The following is a 21,502-nucleotide window of genomic DNA, read 5'->3' as shown; positions in this document are numbered from 1 at the left end:
GCGTCTCTGCAAAGATACTTTGCGCGCCATTTTGCAAACTTTGTTTGCGAATGAGAATGAATATTCAGCCGTGGCGATTGCCGCAAACTGGGCATTGGGTTTCGATCGGAAAACCATACCAAACACCCTGACAACGGCTGCACCAATGTCCTGTGCCACGTTTGCCTTCCGGATCGATCATTTCTGCAAAGGGCGTTCGCCCCAGGTCTTTCACTGGACGCGACTTACTAGTCCCAGGAACGCGTGATTGGGGAAACTTGATTACCCGATCATCATCTGACACGGCGCATCCCCCTCGATGGCCTCATAAATTATAGGTCGTTTAATTCATAGCGTTTGATCTTGTTGGCGAGCCCGACCCGGGACAAGCCCAATTCACCTGCCGCCTTACTCTGGTTCCAATGATTTCGTTGCAGGGCTTGGGAGACGATTTGCTTCTCCAGGGACTCTACCATTTCCTTCAAAGTTCCGCCGTCAGGCATAAAACCTGCCCCAGGCGCGCCGGGAACCTTGGGCTGGACGCTTGCCATGGCCGGCGTCAGGTGACGCACAGCAATATAGCCACCCTGCTCCGTCACTGCGACCATGCGCCGGATTTCGGTTTCCAATTCCCTCACATTGCCTGGAAACTGATAAGCTGAAAGGCGATCCAAAACTTCCTGGGTGATGCCAACGACGCGATTGCCGACCACACCTGCATACTTTTCGACAAAAAATTGGGCAAGCACGGGAATATCCTCTGGCCTCGCTCGAAGCGGCTGAATTTCCAGCTCAAACCCTTTTAATCTGTAATAAAGGTCGCGGCGGAACTCCCCCTTCTCGACCATCTTATCCAGGGGCCGATTGCTGGCGGCGATAATCCGCACATCGGAATGCCCCATTTCGTCGGAGCCAAGAGGTTTGACCTCTCCCTCTTGAAGGAACCGCAACAAGCTGACCTGGAACCCCGGCGAAATTTCGGAGATTTCATCAAGAAAGACAGTGCCGCCATCCGCTGCCCTGAACAATCCAAGCCGATCGGAAATGGCGCCGGTAAATGCTCCTCGCACATGACCGAAAATTTCCGAAAGCAACGTCTCTTCGTTGATCCCACCACAGTTCTGAACCAACATTGGCGCGTTCATGCGATCGGAGTTGAAGTGTATCGCCCGCGCCAACAGTTCTTTGCCAGTCCCGGTCTCACCATGGATCAATATGGGAAGATTGGTTGTCGCCGCCTGCTTGGCCTCCGCACAAAGCTCGGCCATCTTGGCACTCACATAGACCAACTTCTCAAACTGCGACCATCCGCCTTTGACCGAGAACGGCGCAGCCTCACCGAAAATGCCATCGTCCATGGAAATCTTGAGCTCACGCGACAATACCCGATGCCGCCGGGACAATTCAGACATCTCTAATGATCGCTCGATTGCCATCTGGATCAATGTCTCTGGGAAGGGAAAGATCAGGAACAGATAAGCCGCTGCGCGCTTTGCCAAACTCGCGCAGGCTTCTTCCTCGCCCACATGACCGATAACCATCCGGGCCACATGTGGATTGGAAATGCGAGTATTCATCAAAGTGTTATTGACGTCGTCTGCTATAAGAGCTTTGTCACAAATCAGCAGATGAACATTCACCACGTTCAAATGGTTCGCCACATCTTGTTCACGCTCGCAAACAATTAGCCTATAATGTGGGTCATCGCGAATGGACGCTGTTACGCAATCATGTATTTTGGCGTTATTGGTCACGAGCAAAATGGTATGAAGCGCATTCATTGAAAATTAACTTTTCATTTTGTTAACTTACAATACAAGTATCGTCCAATGATAATGAAGTCAAGATGGATGGGTGCGAGGGCGCGGTCACAAATAGGGCACTCCGACTGACCAAATAGACTGTATAAACCAAAACGAGATTCGGTCATCTGATAGCGTCACTCAAGCGAGAGGCAGTACATGTGCGACGGTTGGAGGAACCGTCTAGGTCTCCTACTCTTTAATTGTAGCCAAATCCGCAAAGCGGCGAGTTTGATTGAGGCGAGGTAGTTGTCGTCACGCTTGTCATATCGAGTTGCGACTGCCCTGAAGTGCTCGAGTTTATTGAGGAACCGCTCGACAGCGTTACGCTGTCGGTAAAGCCACCGGATGAAGGCAGGCGGATTGAGCCGGTTCGGCATGGCGCGGATATTGCCCCAAGCACCGCGTCTAGCGAGGCTTTCGCGAAGGGCATTGGAATCATATGCTCGGTCGGCCAGGAGAATATCGCCGGCCTGCACGGTGTTGAACATGTAGGCGGCGCTTCGCCCGTCATGGGTCTGGCCTTCGGTCAGTTTCAGCGCGATGGGCAACCCGGCGGCATTGACCAGGGCATGGATCTTGGTCGTCAGGCCGCCCCGCGAGCGGCCCATGCAACGGGATCGAATTTGTTTTTTTACCATTCGTCGCGTGCTGATGAACCCGAACCGACGAGGATTCAATCATCTTTATGTCGCCATCGTAAGCCGTTGAAACAGCCTCCAAACGCCGGCCTTACGCCACCGGTTGAAACGGTTCACGCAGGTCGTGTGCGGGCCGTAGCGTGACGGTATATCCGCCCAGGGCGCACCCGTTCGAAGACGCCAAAAATCCCGTTCAACACACGCCGGTCGTCAACACGCGGAACGCCCCGAGGCTTGTTCGGAAGCGAGGGCTGGGTCACCGACCACTCGAAATCCGTCAAATCAAAACGCGCCATCTAATCCTCCTATCCCTTCGGAGAGCCAGATTCCGACCAAGAGTAGAAGCTACCTTACTGTAACTCCTAGGAAGAACTCTCGTATCGCCAGCCACTACATGACATTGGCACTGCGTCGCCGCCCAGCTGGAAATCGGCGAAATTGATGAAAACGACAATATTCTGGCTTCGATTGATCTCGGGACCGGCTTGGAAGGCGACCAGGACTGGTCCCGCCGCCGCCCGGAGACCATGCTGTCACGGAGAGCTATTTAGCCCGCCCCCCGAACTTCTCCACCGTCCGCATAGCACCCAGGCCCAGCAGGGACAGCAGCACGGTGACCAGCGCTTCGGTGCCGGTCAGCTCAGGCAGTGCCGTCACATGGGGGAAGAAGTTGACAGTTACCCAGGTCAACATATCGAACAGGATGAAGTGCCAAAGCAGTGCGGAGCCGCAGACCCAGCCGATAAAGGGACGCCAGCCCGCAACGAAGATAGAACGGTGTCCGGCCTCAACCTTATTGAGCTCAATCTGGGCCAGACTCGGCTTCATCATCAGCTTGGCCTTGATCAACTCGGCTGCCTGTTTTTCCTCATCAGTTTCAACAAACCGGTCGATAATGTTAGCAACGCCCTCTGCGGCCGAGACGATGCCACTGCCGATCAATTTATCCAACATGGCTACTGTCCTTTCCCTGTCAGGGCTTCGCCCTTCCGCGCCTCTTGCTCCACGATCTCAAAATGAACGAGATCATCAAAATTGTTATCGCGAACCTCGGTGTCCCGGTCCCAGTCACCACCCCAGCGCAGGGTCACGCCCATGGATTTGGCGGTGGCGAGGACATAGCCCGCGAACAACGTCTGTCGTTCCCGGTCGTCCCATTTGATGGGATAAGGCGTCACATCCACGGCTAGAGACGGGACCGTATTGTGTTTTCCGCCCGGCCATCGAACCTGACTTTTTCCTTCATCAACCATCTGGTTCTGGCGATCCTTGTTGCGATGTCCTTCAAGGATGGTGCAATCAAATTCCCGGACCACCTCATGAAAAACCCGCTGCAAGAGCGGGTGACAGGTGGAAAGCTTGGCAATGGATTTTTCTGAGAGTGCAGGCATCAGTGACCTCCTTCAAACAGCTTAAGTTTTATGGCCACACCCGCCATCAGGGCGATCAACACCCCTGTGGTGACGAGACGGACAATGGTCGACCAGGCTGTGTGCTTGGCTACACGCAAAGCGCCGAGCAGAGAGCGAAGGTCACGGATATCGCCAGCTGCTTCTTCATCGACCAGACCGACATCCGCCAGCGCCCGCTTTGCACCACGCTCGGCGGCCAACTCGAGCAGTTGCTCAAATTCTTCCTCAGGCATGACGACATGCCCGTCCTTCGTTGAAGGACAGTTCATAGGCTTTCTCCTTGGACTAAAATTCAGGCAGCTAGATCGGCCTCGTGGACACGAACGTCCTCACCGACAGCTGTAATCTCGACCAGCTCACCACGAGGCCGCACTGCAATCACACGCGCCTTGGCACTCCACGCCTCTCCTGGGCCGAAGGCAAAATGGCTGCGCTCTTCTGCCGTGCCGGTGTAAGGCACAAAATCCAGCGCATCCAAGATCCTCAGTGATCTCATATCATCGCCATTTGCCTGAACCTTAAACGGCCCGGCTGGGCTCCCATCGCGACGGCGCAAGGCGATGTAGTGATCGACTCCTTCCGACCAATCCAAAGGCTCTGAGACTTCCAATATTGACGTTTCCGGATCCCATGAAACCACTTCACCACCTTGTCCCCATCGCGGCATATCGTGCGTGACAGCCACCAGATCCCCATAGGTCGGGATCAGGCCATCCAGTTCCGTCTGCCAGGAGACCAGCTTTCGGCGATAGCGATTGTCCGCCGCCATATAGAGCCCCTCGCGTTTGGCTTGGGGTTCATTGGTGCAACCAAAGAGCATCACCTTGGCAGGCTTTTGTGCTGCGCTATCCGGAAGACTGGACGTGACCTCATCTGGGTTCCATGTCCGGGAATTGAAAAACTCCACGGTCACAGCATCCGCCGTATCGTCACCCGGCATGATGTATTGAATTTTGAATGAGCCTTTGACGATATTGCGAGGACTGAACATAGCCACAGGTAAAGTCTGCTGCGCATCCCGAAATAGCCGCACGACACCACCCTGCAATACGGGAACGGCCCGACCACAACGGGCAATACGGATCAGGGCTTCCCAAACCGTCATGGTGCTATCAAAAACCCCGTCGAAGGTATCGCCCCTTGCCGACCAGGTTTGATCCAATTCGGTCAATGCCTGAAGATCCATTCGGGCCTCAGCCAAGCCAGCGCCGTAAGCCCCCTGACAAGCATCAGCAAAAGCCCAGGCAATGGAGCGTGTCGGTTCAGGCGATGACCACCCGGTTTCAGAGGTCCAGATTGAGAGCTTCCGGGTAACCACACAGTTGATCATCCGCGAGGAGCGTTGAGATAGGTTGTCGGTCGCCCGCATTTTGACGGCCAACCGCGTTACATTGCCGAATTCCGGGATGCCTTCCAGATATGAGCGGACAGCACCCCAGCGTAGCTCGTGTCCAGCACGCGATGACGTATCAATCGTATCAAGGCGGATCATTCGCACTTCATAGCGCCCAGACGAAACAACGTATTTATAGCTGATCCTGAGCGCAGAATTGGTTGAGGCTGTATAGCTCTCTGTGCCCAGCAATAACCAATCACCGATCGGCAGGCCTTCATCATCAATGGTTCGAGCCTGAACCTCCCATTGAGCACTGCGGGTATCAAGCCCACCGCTGTCGTTGGCGTAATATAGGCCCCGGGCGAACACCACGTCGATGCCGATATGACCGGCTTTGGTTTCAGCGGGATTAGCTGTAAACGGACCAATCCAGTCCCCACCATCACCTGTACTGCGCAATTCCTGACCCGCGACCTCGGGTGCGGTGACCACGTCAGTTTCAAACAGGGTGACAATGCCACCCGGCCCAACGATCTCCGTCTCCACCTCTTCAAAAGACGAGATGGGCGTGTCTTCAATACGCACCTGCTCCAGATCGAATTCACCTTGGCCGATCACATGGAGCTGAAACAGGTACTGCTCATTGTTCACGAATTCCTGATAGGGCTGGGTTGCAAGATCGGGATAGATCAGATGTCGGCCATAAAGAACGGGGATCGGCTGGCCGAGACGGGCTTCGTTGCCCTGGGCTGATAGAGAATAAGTTGGACTAGGGGCTGGTGGCGCACCAAGGGAACCAAAACTCAACGACGGTACAGATGGCTTGGGCGCAGGTACAACGGCATTCATCAACGCCATACCTGCCAGTGAGATAATCGCTCCGCCGATAGCTTGCTGAAGAACGCCTGCGCCAATACCAAGGGCTGCCCCCGCATTGGCCGAAATCCCCATGGCCGCGCCCAAAGGCCCGCCAAGCGCAAACGAAGCCACCATAACCGCAATGGACAGGACGGTGCGCAGCGGGTTCTTTCCCCCACCACCTCCACCACCGCCCCCTTGAGGCAGGGTCACAAAGGCAACCACGTCATTGTCGTTGATGAACGTGTTTTCCCAATCGGCTCTCAAAACAGCCTGGCCGTTGAATAGGCAGATCGTCGGACGATCAAACTCTTCAATGCCTTGTTGAATGAGCCATCCGCGCACAGAAGCCGGGCTTAGAACCGGACGCACTTCTCGGTCCCGCTCAGGATAGAACGGGTTTCTGACGAGGGTGACGGCAGCAAGCATCAATTAGGTCCCAAGAGGCGAGGAGCGGCGGAGCCGCGACCGGGATTATCAAATAAGTAGCGATAATAGCCCTCAATCCGCCAGCCATTGGCAGACAGGGACGCAAGGTTCTGAAAGGCGACCCCAGCTTCTTGGGCACAATGGAGTACACCGCCGCCATCCACGTCGAGCCAGACGCCGACATGGATGGGATAGCGGGCCTGGCGCATCAGCAAGCAGTCACCTTCTTGTGGTTCGTCAACGAGAACCCAGCGCTTCCGTTCAGGGTGATCGCGAAAATCTCTGGCAATCGCGAGAAGGTCTTCCGGGTTTGGGATCGCTGGCAATTCGCGGCCAAACTGACGTTGCTGCACATGACAAACGAAAGCCCAACAGTGAAAACTGTCCGGCCCTTCGCCATCTGCCGCCCATGGGATGCCGATATAGGTTTCGGCCCAATGCCAGGGTTGGCTCAGGGCGGCTGGCATAAACAATTTCGTCATCGCGTCAGCCCCGGAAACCGTTTGGCTGTATAGGTCTCGCTCGGAAAAGCCTTGTTGCCGATGTCCAGCATCCGGGCCCGACCGGTCACCTGAAGGGCGTTGGCCTCAACCTCCGTCAGCACCAGCGTGATCGGAGGATCCATCTGCGGTCCTTCAAGGTCCGTGGAGAGATAGGGCCGATAGGTGATTTCAATCTTGTCCTGAGAAACGGCTGCAGCGTCCAGATGGCGAACAATCTCACGGCTGACGTTGTCCAACGTCACCGTGATTTCAGGCACGGGTGCCGTGTCGATGGGTGGCAACGACAAATCAAAGGCCAAAGCGATGAAGGTGACCATCTCGCCACCGTTTACGGGAGCTGACGCCTCCAGACGGGCTTCCAGATTCCGGTGATCCCGCACCACCCGAATAGCCGTCGGGCTTCCGTCGTCATCGACAAAAGCTGGATGGCGCAATTCAAGTGTATGCAGGATCACCACATCGGAAGGAGCGGCTGCATAGGCCTCCCGGATGGCCTGGCTAAGTGTTGGATCAGGCATGGGTCAAAACGCAGACATAAAAAAACCGGCTCAAGGCCGGTGGATTGGGTTCGATTGGAAATGCGAGGGCTACCAGGTGAAGGCTTGGATCTCATCCAATGTGGCAAGCGCAGCAATGGCTGTTTCCGCTTCATCACTGGCGGTTCGGATGGCTTCGCGCTCGGCATAGACATCTTTCAAGGTGGTTGTGCCGTTCAAGGCATCGCGCTCTCTGGCACGGTCCACCTTCCAATCGGTCGCCGCGATCCGTTCACCGGCCTCTGATTTAACTCGGCCAACAAGAGCAGATCGAGCTGCATCCAATTCCGCCGCTTGTTGAGATGCCACGGTATCGGCGTCTTGCTGTTTGACCTCTTCGTCGGTAATGCCGCCATAGCGATCGACAACCTTGCCATCGACCAACTGAAACCGGTGACCGAGCTTGGACGGCACAGGCAGCTTGAATTGACCGTTCGGGCCAATCACGCCCCAGTCGTCGCTATGGGGAAAGCTGATTTTATCAACCATGATTAGTTACCTCCTATGATCGGCACGATGTAGGGATAGTTGGTGGAGTGATAGGCGCTGTCGAAGATGTAGACATTGAAGCCCGGCACCTTGGAGCTCATGTCGCCCTTGTCGGCAATCGCCTCAAAAATGCTCTTGGTGTCGATGTGCGACATGTAGATGCCATAGCCGCTATCAGAATTCGGGCTATAGGAAATCATGAAGTCACTGTCGCGGATTGGCGCGAATGAACGTCCGTAACTGCTGTCCTGATGCTGCAAGAACACATACTTGCCGTCGGACACGCGGATCAGAAACACCTCGGCCCCGGCCCCGTAGTAGTAATAGGGCTGGTAACAAATGACATATTTGCCGTCGTTTGAGATCTGGAAGCGAATGCCGTTGCGATCCCCCTGTTCCATCCCATAGGACGTTGTGGTGCTCAGTGTATGGGTCGATTCCTGCGTAAAGCCACCAGCACCATCCGGCGTGAACCGATCCAGCATACAGTAGCTGTGAGGTTCCATCCGAACGATGATCACCTTGCCGTCATCACAAGGTACAACAACGGCACGGTAAAGACTTTCGCTGTAGCCAGCCGAGTTTGTCGTCCAGTCAAAGAACGTATGGTTAGCCTCGTCCAGAGCATCAAACCAGGTCTTGCGATCAGAGGCATGGATGTCGAAAGGAGCCACGTTCGAGTAGACATGCAACCGCATGCCCGTCCCGCCATTGGTGTTTTCATTGATCACAAGGGTGCGGGTCTTCTCGTTGTATCCGATCATCCCGTACTTGTTGTAGGTGCCGAAATCATTCTGGGCGTAGAACTTGTTTGCCGTCCAGGCCAGGTGCCAACCCTCAGTGCCAGACAATCGTCCCGGCGCGATGGCACGGGGTGCGACCCCGGCATATTGGTTTTCCATGAACAAGGCGAGGTTCTTATTGGTCTTGTTATTGACCCAAACGCCGACATTGCGAAGTGCCGTCGCCGCATGAGGTGCAGCACGACCAACCATGGTTCCATCAGAGGCAACTGCCAGGGCTATATGCCCTAAATGACCGCAGCGAGCTGTATTGTCACCATAGGATGAATCCGTCGAGGAAATGTTTGAGTTGGTCTGACCGTAGGAATACCAGTTATTGAAGAATTCCGTTCCCATGCTGCTTGTACAGCCTTGCGTGTAGTCACTGTTGTTATAGTTTTGACGGCCCACTTCCTGAAGGTAATGATTGTAAACAATGGTGCCCCAAGGTGCTGAACTGGACATGGTCACCACGGCAAACGCAGCTTGTTTCCACGGATCCAGGAGATCCGTGTTCAGGTGATGTTGCTGCTGTTTGACAGCGTTAAACGTCAAAATATCCATCGTCAGACCTCCATGATGGCGTCGATTTGCCCATCGGGCGTGTATGTGAACGTGAAGCTGCGGGCGTAGTCGATGCCGCCAATGCTCAGCATCTCGTCATAGCCCGTCATCCGGCTCTGATCGTCATAGGTGATGTTGTCCACGAGACGAGGGCCTTGCTGGATAGAGACGACCCGGCCCAGGTTGTCGTAGGTCAGATCACCGGAAACAATGGTGCCGGTGAACAAGGCCGCATTGGCCGCATCCACCGAATAACCAGCCCCAGTGCCCAAGTAGTTCCCCAGATTGACTTCAAACTCGGCCAGTTGATCATTGATCTCGGTTTCCAAGTCATTGTTGAAGGCTTCGATGTTGGCGAGCGCCGTATTCAGATCCGCAATGACCGTGTCGTTCACAAACCCGGTCGCCGTGGCCAGCCAGAGTGTATTGATATGTGCCTTCAAAGCTTCGGTGATGGCCTTCAGCTTGGCCGGAATGTCCTTGGCCTTCGAATTGTTAAAGATATCGATGTCTTCATCGAAGGTCGCAAAAGGCGACGTATCCGGAATGGGTGGGATGGTGATGGGCATGGAAGTTTCTCCAATTACAGATTTTCAAGGACGCTTTCGCCAAAGGCTTCGAGAGAGCGCTCACCGACCATGACGTCACCGGCGAGGTCCAAATTGCATTCATCCCGGTTCATCAGCTTCCAGCGCTCTTCGCCACCAAAAGGCACGTCGCCGATACGGGTGGCCCGGGTCAGCATCAGCAAATCCTCCCCGCTCAAATCCGGGGAATAGAACCCGACGGATTTCTGGGCGATCTTTTGCTTTAAGGCCTCATAGGCCAACGGGTCATGGATGTTTTCCATGAGCTCCATGGCCTTCACCATGAGGGCGAAGTCATCCATGCGGAGGTTGGGCTGGTCCAGCTTGGCGTTGATGGCCGAGAGCGCATTGGCTTCGGCTGTTTTGAGCGTTTGATAGTGGGCAAGGGTCGTCATCTCAGGTTCTCTCAGAACAGTTCGATGCCAAGGGCGCGATAGTCCGATCCACGCCTGGCCGATACGATCAGGGTTTGCAGATCAAGACCGGTGGCATTGGCGACAATGACCGCCGCCGCTTCCGCTGCGATAGCCGCACTTTCCGCTTCACCGGCCCAGAAGGTTGAATTGGTCTCCGCTGTTTGCGCTTCATCAGCAGACGAGCGTGCAGCAAAAGACGAGGCTGCGGCCTGACCCGCCGACTGGGCAGCATTAGTCTCAGCATTCGCTGCGTTTGTTTCAGAAGTCGTAGCGCTCTCAGCAGAAAGAGCCGCCGCCTCTGCACGTCCTTGAGCGATACCCTGGCAATTGGTGGCCGAGCTGGAAGCGGTTTCTGCTGCCACGGCAGATACTGCAGCGGCTTGTGCCGATTGCACCGCATTAACCTCAGCTTGTTCAGCCGCCACCTGAGCTTGGCCAGAAGCCGTTGCTGAAGAAGCGGCTCCGGTTTCAGAAGTTTGGGCGTTTGCAGCACTCAATGCTGCGGCATCGGCACTACCCGACGCTGACTGAGCACTGATCTCGGCGTTGGTTTCCGAAGTCGCTGCGGCCACAGCACTATTGGAGACACTTTGCTCGTGGGACTGAGCATTGACCGCACTGGTGGCAGCCTGCGCTTCGCTTTCGGTTGCCGAAGCTACCATCTCATCAAGCGTCGTGAGGCTGCCCTGCAATTGAGCATCCACGTCGGCCATGGCCTTGGCCACGGTTTTGACGGCTCCGCCTTCCGTTTGGACAACGGATTGGTCATCACCATGGACGATTTGATGCAGCAGCTGGCCGTCCGCCGTGGTTTGCGCTACGGCAGCCGCCAAATCAGTTTGCAAAGACATAAAAAACTTCCCTTACCAGGTCATTGGACCCGGTAGTTTTTGATGAACAAGGGTGTTCAAATCAGCGATGGTCGACAGCAAAAGAGCAGGATCATTCTCAAGGAAGATATCGAGGGCATCCCCATCCAATGTAGGACGCTCACGAATCTCGAGATCAGAAGTGACCTCCCAGAGAACACCGTTTTTCAGTCGGGCTTCAAATTGGCGCGTAAATCGGGCTTCATGGCCGACAAGGCCAAGCCCACCCATCAGATCAATTTCGAACCACTCGCCACCTTCCTTGGCATGCCAGCGATACCAGGCTTCAAAGAGTGCAAATTGCTCGCGACGAAACAGCCAACGCACAGAAATCCGTGACGGCACCTGCGTAAAACGCCGACGTTGGCGAGCGGGGCCCGCCTCCATCTCAGTGCGAAGGATCGCTTCGCCAGGATGGACTCCATATCCATCAATCGTTGGAAGCGGCAGGGTCTTGGGCCAGGTGATTGTCATTTGTTTAGGCCCTTCTGATTATCGATACGCCCCTGCTGCCGGATTGAGCCCGTAGCGTCGTTCCATGGTCGGAGCCAAGCCTTCGCCGCGACCGATGTTCCGGGCGATCTGGCCCTCTATTTGCTCCACGATAATATCGAGCCTGAGCCCACCGCCGCCATCAGAACGCCACTGCGCTCTGGCCTCGGTTCCCGGGGCACGGTTATCGACATGGACATTGACCTTAACTTCCGGCTTTTGACCCAGTTCAGAGCCCCGAAGACCAGCTCTGAGCACTCGCATCTGCCCCGGCGTGAAAACCGTCTCGCCACGTTGGGCAATGATTGGCACTTCATTGCCAACCACACCGCCTCCATGAAATCGGGGTGCATTGTCAAAGACCGTCGGATGTATTGGTCGGCTCGGCAAAGGATCAGATCCGATGACGCCACCGACATGCGCTACTTGCACAGGCCCCGGTGCAGGGAAATCTCCGACCATACCGGAAGATCCCCCGAAAAGACTTCCGGCGATCGAACCCAAAATGCCTTCAAACAAGGCCCCGAAGGGCTTGATGACCGCCATGCGATAGGCGGTCCGCAAGGCTTCCTCCGCGATGGAATTAAATAGATCAGTCGCGCTCACCTTGCCGGTGGTCGCCCATTGAACGAAGGCATCCTCACTGGCTTTTAAAGCTCGGGATGTGGCCTGCTCAAATTGCTGGGCCGCGTCGGATGATTCCCGTGCATAGTCTCGCAAGGCCCGGACAACGCCAGCCGACCAGTCCTTGCTGGCACTGAGCATTTGGTCATAAGCCCGCTCAGAGGCCCGAGCGAAGGTTTCCTGATCAATGGCTCCTGCGGTCAACAGCTCATTTAGTTTTCTGACCTCGGCGGCATAGGCTTCCTCTGCTGTTCGAAGCTCTTCTGTCAGAGCTTTGCCTTGTTCACGGATACGCGCTGCGTCCTCTTCGGCCTTTGTCCTGGCCTCAATGGCCTGTTTTTCATCAAAGAGCGCACCGGCCAGGTCTCGAACCTGAGCCCGTTCGGCGTCCGTCGCCTCGGCAGACAATCGCCGAAGCGCCTGAGAAATAAATCGTTGGCGATCAGTCAATGCCAACTCATCACGCTCGGCCCTCAGCCCTTCAATGATCCGGGTATTCGCAGCCTGTTTTCTGCGCTCGGCTTCGGCTTCCTGTTCAGCCAGACGGGATAGTTTGGAATCACGAACAGCTGCCGCACGGGCCATGATTGCGCCAACCTGATCCAGATTACCACCGCCCGGTTCGATCAAGCCCTGCATTTCAGAAACGAGGCGCTCATATTCAGCCCGAATGCGATCTGCCCCTTGATGGGTGACCTCGAAAAGCTGGCGTTGAAGATCGGTTTCAATCTGAGCAATCCGTCGAGACCGGTCCTGAGCCGAACGAATATCGGCCTCAATGGCATCGGGTGTGGTCGTGCCATCGGGTGCTGGCGCATTATCGCCATCATCCCTTTGCATCCAGGCAAGCTTGGCGGCCCATTGGCGGTATTGTTCCACCCGCTCCTGAAGTCGGCGTTCCAACGCGACCTTGCGACCCCAGGCAATGGGGTCATCCATAAAACCGATATCACCGATTTCATTGAGCTCCCGAGCGATTTCTTGAAGTTCTTGGCGGCGTTCTTCAACGATGCGCCGCGTCGAACGTTCCGACATACCCTCGAAATTGAAATCACCAGATAAGGCGAGCTTAATCTGCTCATAGGCGGTCGCCGCATCAGCAGCCAAATCGGCAAGCCCGGAGGAAATGTCTGTAATGGCCGGAGCCAGATCTAACATCGCCCGGGTCAGGTTGGCAGAAACCACCTTGCCCAAAGTGTCCAACTGGTCGCGAGCCTTCTCCGCATTGCGGACCAGGTCCTCTTCCAAAACAATCCCGAGATCACGGGCGTGTCGTCGGGTCGCTTCCAGCGCATCTGCACCACCGACCAGCATATTCACCATGGCCACACCTTCACTGTCGAACAGCTTGAAGGCGAGACGCAGTCGCTCGGCAGGGTCTTCGGTGCGTTTAAAGGCCTCCGCCACATCGTTCAACAAATCTTCGGAACGACGGATGTTGCCGTGCTGGTCACGAAGAGCGATGCCCATATCGGTCAAAGCCTGTTTGGCCTCGCCCGTGCCTTTGGCTGCTTCGGCCACACGCCGAGTAAAACGTTGCAATCCCATATCGAGGGTTTGTTGTTGGACGCCCGCCAACTGAGCGGCAAAACGCAGTTCTTGGAGCGCCTCAATGCCAACGCCGAGCTTATCCGCCGTTTTCCCGATGGCATCAGCGGCAGAGATAGAACGATCAATCAGTGTCGCGAGACCACCCACAGCAGCCGCTCCAACCAAAGCGCCGCCGAGTGCCCGCATACCCGTGGTGAGCATTCTGGCACGTTCGCCAAGGGAAGACAGGCCAAGAGAGGCTTTACCACCGGCACGTTCGATCTTTTTAAGGGATCGCTCGCCACTTTCTCCCACATTGACGAGCTCGGCCTTGACCTTATTGCCACCCTCGACGGCGAGACGGACCGCATACGTATGTTTGGCTTTGGCCATCAGGTTTCTTCTCGTGTGTTCAAAGCTTCGACCAATCCGGGCTCTGCCGCCTGCAACAATTCAGACATGATCAAAAGGTCTGCCCCACGGGCCTTCGCGATTTGAAGAGCCACGCCCAGATCAATACCGAGCACATGGCCTGACGTCGTCACGCGCATCTGACCAAGACAGGCTTGCAGCACGTCCCAGGCTTCATGTTCTTCATCGGTGATCAGGGCGTATCGGCGTCTTGGACAGGCTTGTCCGCAGTCCGTTTCGCATGCTTGGCAGTAACTGGGCCCTCCGCCTGGCTGGAAGTGCCAGCGGCAGAGAGCCCGGATCCGTTTTTTGCGGCAGTGAGCAACACCTGCTTCAGGGTGAATTCCTGAAAGAACCGCTCTCCAACGGGATAGAGCGACATCAGTGCCACGACGTTTTCCGGCGTAACGTCCGGGTCATCCTCAATGCCAGACCAAGCTGTGATATGGCGAACAGCTAATTCTTTGATCAAGAGGTCCTGAAACAGACCATCTCGCTCGGCATCAACTGAAAAATCCGGCAAGCCCTCGGTAGCTAAACCCGCTTCTGACAATTCCTTGCTTTGAATTTCTAATCCTTCAATACGTCGACGAGCAGAAGCCTGGGCCGCCGCCATACCAGCCGTGGTCAGGGGCTTGGCAGTAACCGAGACACCATAAGGAAGCTCAATGTCGAACGGTTCACTGGGTTGTTTTAAGGAGATCATGCGTAGTCGCTCCCATCCAAATCGTTTATGAGGGTGACATCGAGCATGCGCCCTGCGGTCTCATTGCGAGCCCCTTGGAAATCGAAACTCGCCTGCACACCACCAGGACCATCGACTGCTAACTTTGGCTTCGGTAAGTAGACCTCGTGAGCAGCGAACATGACGCTGGCGTTGCCAACGGTGTAGCCGAAGGTCAAATCTACTGGCGCACCATTTGCCGCCAGATCAATCAGGGTGGTATCGGAAAACCGCACATCAATGCGACCCGTCAAAGCCGCCACCGTGGGATCGGCCCCATCGATCTTGCCGTCCGAGCGGATGGTTTCGATTTTCTCGAGGTTGTTCGAGTAATTGAGCGACCCACCGGTCAAATTACCGATCGGATTACCGCCCCGGGTAATAGAGCCCTGAAACTGGCTGATCCTTGTAAAAGCGAGAGATGTTGGTGTTCCGCCTAGAGACGTATCGTTGCGAACCTCCCCTTGCGCAATCACCCCAAGTGTTGCCGCCGCCGCGCCCGATCTCTGAAACTCCAGCGCAATGGATCCCAGCACAACGCCGGTATGTTGGAAGAAAGCCGGGACCTGAGGCATGCCGATCTCGACCGTATAACTCGGCAAAGCATCATTTCCCGAAGCAAACACATGGTCAAACGTACCATCACCGTTATCCGTGGTAACCGGATCGCCAAACAAGCCGGTGAGCCAAATCCCGAGATAGCGCGGATCCATCGGCACCACCACTTCACCTTCGTCATTGATGACGTCTTGCAAGGGGGCCAGCGGATCGCGGCCTTGTCCCAAAACAGGATCATCAATGAGGCCCTGTTCGGAACCCAGAGTGCAGCGATTAAAGGGCATGCGGATATAGTCGCCACTGGCCGTTTGCCCATAAGCGGTTTCCCGCTTGAGCAGCAGCGTGGCGCTCGAACCAAAGGCTCGGGCCATCGGTATTCTCCTAGATTGTCAAAAGATCAGCCGAGGGGGGTGTCGGCTTCAAACTCAATGGCGACGATCAGTGTGCCAGCCTTGATAGCTGGGCCACCGATCACCGCCTCAGTGTCGATTTCCGGGCGGCTGTAGGTCATGCCGAAGACCAAATCACCCAGTGTTGGATCGGCATCAAGAACGGTGCCGATTTGCTGCAGCAGGGTGTCGAAGGCTGCGTCGCGGGCAGCGGCATCACCGTTTTCGACAAAGATCTCAATCTCTGCATCCTGGCGACAATAGACCCCGCCGAAACCGCCCAAAGGCAGTTCCGGCTCATCGGCGATGCCATCGCGAAGGATGATTAGTCCAGCCGACGGGATTTTCTCAGGCACAGCTGAATTACGTTCGACAGTGACACCAGGAATGGCCTTTAGAGCCGACTGTAAAGCTCCCAAGATTTGCTCAGTTTTCGAAGACACGACCTACTCCGATGGCATATGGCGATCAATGAGATGCGGTGTTCGGCGAGACCAGCTTTCCGCTGCGCGGCGTACATCCAGTCGCTTGGGTATTTTTACCTGCGGCACCATCACAAACATCACTACCGTGGTGATCCCCGATTTGATGCGACCTGTTTTGGTGAACGAGCCACCTTTGGCACGACGTCCAACACGACCGGTCTTGCCGCTCACACGAACGCCATCGACGACCAACAAGGAAGGCTGTCCACGCCGATAGACAAACCTCAGTGGCCCAAACCGATGCTCAGGAAAATTGGATGGTGTTATCCGTTTTCCCCCAACACCTCGCTTCGGAGCCACAGCCGTTGGAATGGCCAACCAAAAGCCAGATTTGCTTTTGATGACCGTTCCTCGATCAAAGGTTCGAACAATCTGCGGTGCTTTTGACCAGACAAGGCTCGCTGCATCGTAGCCCTTATTGGGATAAACCCGGCTTCGCCATGTGCGAGCCAACCTTGTTCCCAGTCCAGCAGAAATCACCTGACGCCGAAGACTGCCCTTGAGCCCGTCACCGGCATCTTTAACCCCACCAGTAACCGCTTTCTCAATCTGGCGTAATTCAGCTTTAAGATCGGCTTTCATGGAACCGGCAATGGAGGCCGCGAGCTTCATGCAGGCCTCACATCCAGTGTCCAAACCGATCGATCAGGATCTTTGCGTTCAGGTTCCCCCTGCACGACATAGCTACTTCCATTGAAAGTCACTCGGTCGCCAGGCCTTGGCTCAGGCACTTCAGAAACCCTGACATCAAACAGAGTTGTCTCTGAAAGAACCCGGGTTTCACCAAAACCAATAATTTCATCTGGCCGTCGAGCGATGAGACGTACAGGCACGGCATCTTCACCGGACGGAATGTAGAGACCGTCAGATGCGATATTCGGATCGGCAAACAGCACATCCATCGCCATGCCCACAGCAGTCATCAGAAACTGCCGTTCAAGCGAACACGCCCAATGGTCTCACTGGCTGTGCCACCAACGGCTTCAACGGCCACACCAATAAGGGTGTTACCTGTCGCCGTTTTGGTAACGACCTTATTGCTGTCATCCCAATAAACCTTGTCACCAGCGCTCCAGGCTTGAGACGCAGCTTTGGTCAAATCAAAGACCCCAACAAGGCTTGTCTCGACCTCTTCGCCAGCAACCGCACTAATGTTGGAGACACCGAAAATACCGCCAAGCAGGAAGCCCCCGCCGGAAACGACATCGTAGGGAACTGCAAGCGTGAGGGTGTTGCCGGGTTGAATGTAGTTTTTCATGGAAGGTTTCCTTTTCCAAAAGACGAAGGGCGACCTATTGGCCGCCCGTCTCGTCAGAAATGATTATGAAAAGCCCGTGTTACGCGCCGGGGTTTTTGAACAGTCCACGCCAGTCAATGGCTTTGGCTCCAAAATCCAATCGGCACTTAATCTCAACGCCGTCCACATCGAAACCGTTTCGGGTTTCGATGTAGGCTCCTTGCTGGCCCTCCAGATAGGCATATTCGATGGTGTCGATCTGGTTCGGGTTTGCCGCCAAGTACCAAGCCGTTTCACTCAACGCATCCAGACGCGGTTCAGAAATCGGCGACAACGTGCGAATGGACTGAGGCACCACATTGGCGGTGTCGGCGGGTACAATGTTCTGTGCCACCATCTGCTCGGCCTTCAATTCCAAAGCGGCGGGGACGATGAGGAAAGACGGACGGATGTTCAAAACCGTCTTCTTATCCAGACCAGTTTGTTTGGCCATGGAGGCACGAGCCGCACCAACGGCATCCACCGACAGCGCAGCACCAGTCCCGGCCAGGTTCTTATGGTCGCCGTGGAAGAGTGCCTTGTTGTCGGCCATTGCCGGGTTGGAGGTAATGATGCCCCACACAACGTCGCTTTCAAGCTGAGCGATGGAATTGCCGTACATGGCGGGAATCCGGGTAAAGGCGTCGAGGTCGTCGTTGATCAAAACCTGTCGGGTAATTGCAACCACCCGCCCATAGGTTTCGATGCGGTAGCTTTCCTTGGACTCGCCAAGCGTCCCCCGCTTGAATTCGCCACTTTCGTTGACCTTCAAGAGCTGAGGCGCTTCGCCCAACTGGACCCGGTGCATGGCCTTGAAATCCGTGGCCAGAACCTGTCGGCAGAAATGCGTGAAGGTCCGGGGATAAGCATCGTAAGCCTGACGAAGCGTCTTGTTGGTGACGGCGGCCAGAATCTCCGGGAAATCCGACGTGGAGTGAAGCGCACGGGTCGCAACTTCATCCCGAGACAGGCCTCGGGTATTTTCGCCCACATTGGCGAGGCTTTCCCGTGCCAATTCCATCAGGGTCATGCCACGATATTCACGGGCAGCATCTTCCAACGGGAACAAGGTCGGGCTGTACCGATGCAACAACGCATTGGTCACTGCCTGACGACGGGTCACACGTTCATCCTGACCGCCCAGAGGAACGGAAACCTGCGAGAAGGTTCGTGTTTCTTCGGATTTGGCGGCAACCTGATCAAGAATGACCTTACGCGCGTCCTCAAGGGAGACACCGCGTTTCACCAGATCGTCGGCAAAGCTGCGTTCCAGATCAAGCTTACCTGCCAGATCAAAGATGGTCGAGACACGTTCCCGCTCAAGATCACGGGCCTTGGTGACCAAAGCTTCCGCATCGGATTTTTGGACATCAGGCGTCTTGTTTCGTTGCTCAAGAGATCGCTTCTCCTGCGACACCTGAACCTTGGGAGCTTCCTCTGTGCTCACGGTACCTTCGGTCATATCGGTTTCCTCGGTGGTGGGGATATCGTCGTCATGCATGGTGGAATTCCTTTTGCTGCAATCATCAGCGTCGCCACGTTGCACGACGCACTCATGTGTTTGGGTGGTGTGGTTGGATCGGAAACCTGCGGCAGGGTCTGCGCCAACAGGCACGGCAGAGATTTCAAAAGGCGTCCAATCAACAGCTCGCCAGACTTCCCTGCCCGCTTCTGATTTGCTCACCTCGTAGCGGTGAACCTGATAACCAATGGAAACGGCCCGGATGTGTCCTGCCACGATGTCGCGCCAGATCGGCTCGACTTCGTCACGCTCGGAGAACCGGATCGTCGCAATGCCCTGACCGTTTTCAAGGCGGGCGCTATCTGGGACAACCGAGCCAATAACAGCGTTCAGCTCACCGGTTTCATGTACCTTTAGGAAAGGGGCCCCTCCGTTCAGCCGTTCCAGACGAACGTGGTCCGGATCCAGACTTAGATCCTCATCGTAAGGGTCTCCCAGAAAGGGTTGGCGACGAACCCGAGCGCCAGTGGACCAAACCACATCAATAGTCCGAGCCTCCTGGTCCGCTGAATTCGGCGCAAGCTCCGCCGCCCGGCGCATGGCCGGGAGTTCAATGGTCTTATCCATCTGATCCTCAATTTCAGTCTGTGGTGTCGGTCGCAGCAAAGGCGTCTGTCGTCTGCGCACTGCCTGTCTTGGTGACCCGCCTTGGGTCTGAGTCCAAAACAATCCCGGCGGCATCCAGCTTGGTGTTCATGCTGGCAATTTCCGCCAGAACGGCATCAGGATTGCGGCCTTGCCGCGCGATGGCTTCCGCCAAAGTCATGGTGCCGGATCGAATGGAGAGCAGATCCGCCATGGCATCTTTCATGGGATCGACCGCTTCGAATTTCGGTGGAGACCATTCCTCAGGGACGTCCGGTTCAGGGATGTGTCCCGCCACCCAGGCCGCTTCGGTGAACCAGTTCCAGACAGGTTGGCAAAGCATGGGAATGAACAGCTGCCATTGGACAGCATCAATCATCCGCCTGAACTCGACGAGACCGGCACGAATTGACGAATAGTTCACCTGGCTTAAATCACCAGTGAGCAATTCATAAGGGACCCGAAAACCCGCCGATATGGTGTGGAGGCTTGCGCGTTTGTATTCGCCGTAGCCTCCCGTGGCCGCTGGCTGATTGAATTTGATGTCCTTGCCGCCGCGAGCATAAGCAATGAGCCCGGGTTCAAACTGCTCCACCCGTTTACCATCAGCATCGGTGACAGCAGGAGCAACGCCTTGTTGGGATTCATCATCACCAAAAACAATCGCCGTGACGCAGGCTTCCGTTTTCTTGCGAACGATCTCGGCAACCTCATAGTCATCAAGATCACGTAAAGATCGAATGACCGGCGCTCCCCATGGAACACCGCGAACCTGCACACGTTGCTTTTCATAGACATGCACAATATCGGTGGCGGAAACTGCCTTACTTTGGAAGCTCCCTTGAATGGCACCATAGGCGTCACCGGGATGGCTTTCATAAATCCAATAGGCCTTTCTCTGCCCTATGCCGTTGAACTGCACACCCTGGACAAGGCGATCCTTCCCGGCAGTCTCTCCGTTTCTTGTCGCATCCAGAAAGTCAGCTTCAAGGATCTGGAGCTGCATTGGAACGTTAAGACCATCAGAGGCTTTCCGCATACGGCGGCGAACCAACACCTCTCCCGCCTCGACCATCTCACGACAGATCAAGGTCTGCAGACCGTAGAAATCCAACTGACCATCGGCATCACAATGACGAGACCACTGATCCCAGAGTTTGTTGACGGCTTTGTCGAGCGCCTCGTTACCCGAAACCGCCCGGGGCATGATGCCCGCTCCAATGATGTTGTTGACCAACACGGACACGGCTTTGGCCGCATGGGGATTGTTGCGAACAAGATCACGCATGCGATCACGCAACAACGCGCTGGCCATGCCCACTTCAGTATCTGCAGACGTGCCAGCGGTTCTCCAGCCATCAGTTCTGCGCCCTTTGGACGCACCATCATAACCACGAGCCAGGCCGTCAAATGCCTGACGAGCCAAAGCCCTCCTTGTGGCAGTGACGGGTGCAAAGACCGCGACGGCTTTATCCAACCAGCTAACCGTCATCAAGAATTGCCTCGGCTGAATCCCGCAAATCCCGCAACCGGCAGAGGCTTCTTGCTTGCGGCAATATCTCGCTCAATGGTTCGGATCCGGCTGATCAAGTCTTCCGCTGAACCGTATTCGACGGATTTACCGTCATAGCTGACACGCAACGTCCCGCTGGCATAGGCGCGTTTAAGCGCTGCCAGTTCTGTATCTGACCAAGACGTCATCG

At 55.6% G+C, this 21,502-nt stretch carries 24 protein-coding genes and 1 pseudogene; all 25 read right to left on the bottom strand.

Features of this window, described 5'->3' with window-relative positions; genetic code table 11:
* Positions 1-311: 311 nt before the first annotated feature.
* The 25 genes and pseudogenes from R8L07_11375 to R8L07_11255 all read right to left on the bottom strand — a co-directional run bounded on the left by R8L07_11375 (position 312) and on the right by R8L07_11255 (position 21,500).
* Positions 312-1,760, bottom strand: coding sequence for a sigma-54-dependent Fis family transcriptional regulator (locus R8L07_11375; protein MDW3206125.1), 1,449 nt, complete (start codon positions 1,758-1,760; stop codon positions 312-314).
* Between the two features lie 158 nt (positions 1,761-1,918).
* Positions 1,919-2,718, bottom strand: a pseudogene (locus tag R8L07_11370) (IS5 family transposase).
* 247 nt (positions 2,719-2,965) lie between these two features.
* On the bottom strand, positions 2,966-3,376 hold the full coding sequence (locus R8L07_11365; protein MDW3206124.1) for a 3TM-type holin: 411 nt from the start codon (positions 3,374-3,376) through the stop codon (positions 2,966-2,968).
* A 2-nt stretch (positions 3,377-3,378) separates the two neighbouring features.
* The gene (locus R8L07_11360) at positions 3,379-3,813 is read right to left on the bottom strand and encodes a M15 family peptidase (GenBank protein MDW3206123.1); all 435 of its coding nucleotides are present in this window, start codon (positions 3,811-3,813) and stop codon (positions 3,379-3,381) included.
* Positions 3,813-4,103, bottom strand: coding sequence for a DUF6127 family protein (locus tag R8L07_11355; protein MDW3206122.1), 291 nt, complete (start codon positions 4,101-4,103; stop codon positions 3,813-3,815). Before R8L07_11355 ends, R8L07_11360 begins: the two co-directional genes overlap by 1 nt.
* A 23-nt stretch (positions 4,104-4,126) precedes the next feature.
* Positions 4,127-6,457 (bottom strand): host specificity factor TipJ family phage tail protein, encoded by a 2,331-nt coding sequence (locus tag R8L07_11350; protein MDW3206121.1) that lies wholly within the window; start codon positions 6,455-6,457, stop codon positions 4,127-4,129.
* Entirely contained in the window at positions 6,457-6,939 is a 483-nt protein-coding gene (locus R8L07_11345; protein MDW3206120.1) for an NlpC/P60 family protein, read from the bottom strand. Before R8L07_11345 ends, R8L07_11350 begins: the two co-directional genes overlap by 1 nt.
* Positions 6,936-7,478: a DUF1833 family protein gene (locus tag R8L07_11340; protein ID MDW3206119.1), complete on the bottom strand. Its 543-nt coding sequence runs from the start codon at positions 7,476-7,478 to the stop codon at positions 6,936-6,938. The genes R8L07_11345 and R8L07_11340 overlap by 4 nt, the downstream gene beginning before the upstream one ends.
* A 69-nt stretch (positions 7,479-7,547) precedes the next feature.
* Positions 7,548-7,985 carry a hypothetical protein gene (locus tag R8L07_11335; protein ID MDW3206118.1) on the bottom strand — a complete coding sequence of 146 codons (438 nt, stop codon included), beginning with the start codon at positions 7,983-7,985 and terminating at the stop codon, positions 7,548-7,550.
* Between the two features lie 2 nt (positions 7,986-7,987).
* A complete protein-coding gene (locus R8L07_11330) occupies positions 7,988-9,331 on the bottom strand; it encodes a hypothetical protein (protein MDW3206117.1) in 1,344 nt (447 codons plus the stop codon).
* A 2-nt stretch (positions 9,332-9,333) separates the two neighbouring features.
* Entirely contained in the window at positions 9,334-9,900 is a 567-nt protein-coding gene (locus tag R8L07_11325) for a hypothetical protein (protein MDW3206116.1), read from the bottom strand.
* Between the two features lie 14 nt (positions 9,901-9,914).
* The gene (locus R8L07_11320; GenBank protein MDW3206115.1) at positions 9,915-10,313 is read right to left on the bottom strand and encodes a hypothetical protein; all 399 of its coding nucleotides are present in this window, start codon (positions 10,311-10,313) and stop codon (positions 9,915-9,917) included.
* A gap of 11 nt (positions 10,314-10,324) precedes the next feature.
* Complete coding sequence (locus tag R8L07_11315) at positions 10,325-11,185, bottom strand: hypothetical protein (GenBank protein ID MDW3206114.1); 861 nt, start codon at positions 11,183-11,185, stop codon at positions 10,325-10,327.
* 12 nt (positions 11,186-11,197) lie between these two features.
* Complete coding sequence (locus R8L07_11310) at positions 11,198-11,677, bottom strand: hypothetical protein (GenBank protein MDW3206113.1); 480 nt, start codon at positions 11,675-11,677, stop codon at positions 11,198-11,200.
* Positions 11,678-11,695: 18 nt separating this feature from the next.
* The gene (locus R8L07_11305) at positions 11,696-14,242 is read right to left on the bottom strand and encodes a phage tail tape measure C-terminal domain-containing protein (protein MDW3206112.1); all 2,547 of its coding nucleotides are present in this window, start codon (positions 14,240-14,242) and stop codon (positions 11,696-11,698) included.
* Entirely contained in the window at positions 14,242-14,424 is a 183-nt protein-coding gene (locus R8L07_11300; GenBank protein ID MDW3206111.1) for a hypothetical protein, read from the bottom strand. The genes R8L07_11305 and R8L07_11300 overlap by 1 nt, the downstream gene beginning before the upstream one ends.
* Before the next feature lie 29 nt (positions 14,425-14,453).
* Positions 14,454-14,966, bottom strand: a complete 513-nt coding sequence (locus tag R8L07_11295; protein ID MDW3206110.1) for a hypothetical protein — start codon at positions 14,964-14,966, stop codon at positions 14,454-14,456.
* Positions 14,963-15,913, bottom strand: coding sequence for a phage tail tube protein (locus tag R8L07_11290; protein ID MDW3206109.1), 951 nt, complete (start codon positions 15,911-15,913; stop codon positions 14,963-14,965). The genes R8L07_11295 and R8L07_11290 overlap by 4 nt, the downstream gene beginning before the upstream one ends.
* Before the next feature lie 26 nt (positions 15,914-15,939).
* A complete protein-coding gene (locus tag R8L07_11285; GenBank protein ID MDW3206108.1) occupies positions 15,940-16,374 on the bottom strand; it encodes an acyl-CoA transferase in 435 nt (144 codons plus the stop codon).
* A 3-nt stretch (positions 16,375-16,377) separates the two neighbouring features.
* On the bottom strand, positions 16,378-17,028 hold the full coding sequence (locus R8L07_11280) for a DUF6441 family protein (GenBank protein MDW3206107.1): 651 nt from the start codon (positions 17,026-17,028) through the stop codon (positions 16,378-16,380).
* On the bottom strand, positions 17,025-17,339 hold the full coding sequence (locus R8L07_11275; GenBank protein MDW3206106.1) for a hypothetical protein: 315 nt from the start codon (positions 17,337-17,339) through the stop codon (positions 17,025-17,027). The genes R8L07_11280 and R8L07_11275 overlap by 4 nt, the downstream gene beginning before the upstream one ends.
* Positions 17,339-17,674 carry a DUF2190 family protein gene (locus R8L07_11270; GenBank protein ID MDW3206105.1) on the bottom strand — a complete coding sequence of 112 codons (336 nt, stop codon included), beginning with the start codon at positions 17,672-17,674 and terminating at the stop codon, positions 17,339-17,341. The genes R8L07_11275 and R8L07_11270 overlap by 1 nt, the downstream gene beginning before the upstream one ends.
* A 79-nt stretch (positions 17,675-17,753) precedes the next feature.
* Positions 17,754-19,781 carry a Mu-like prophage major head subunit gpT family protein gene (locus R8L07_11265; protein MDW3206104.1) on the bottom strand — a complete coding sequence of 676 codons (2,028 nt, stop codon included), beginning with the start codon at positions 19,779-19,781 and terminating at the stop codon, positions 17,754-17,756.
* 13 nt (positions 19,782-19,794) lie between these two features.
* Entirely contained in the window at positions 19,795-21,291 is a 1,497-nt protein-coding gene (locus R8L07_11260; protein ID MDW3206103.1) for a phage portal protein, read from the bottom strand.
* Positions 21,291-21,500, bottom strand: a complete 210-nt coding sequence (locus tag R8L07_11255) for a hypothetical protein (protein ID MDW3206102.1) — start codon at positions 21,498-21,500, stop codon at positions 21,291-21,293. Before R8L07_11255 ends, R8L07_11260 begins: the two co-directional genes overlap by 1 nt.
* Positions 21,501-21,502 lie beyond the last annotated feature (2 nt).

The sequence above is a fragment of the Alphaproteobacteria bacterium genome (genome assembly GCA_033344895.1).
In the GTDB taxonomy this organism is placed as follows: Bacteria; Pseudomonadota; Alphaproteobacteria; order UBA8366; family Aestuariispiraceae; genus Pacificispira.
This window is presented reverse-complemented; position numbering and strand designations above follow the sequence as displayed.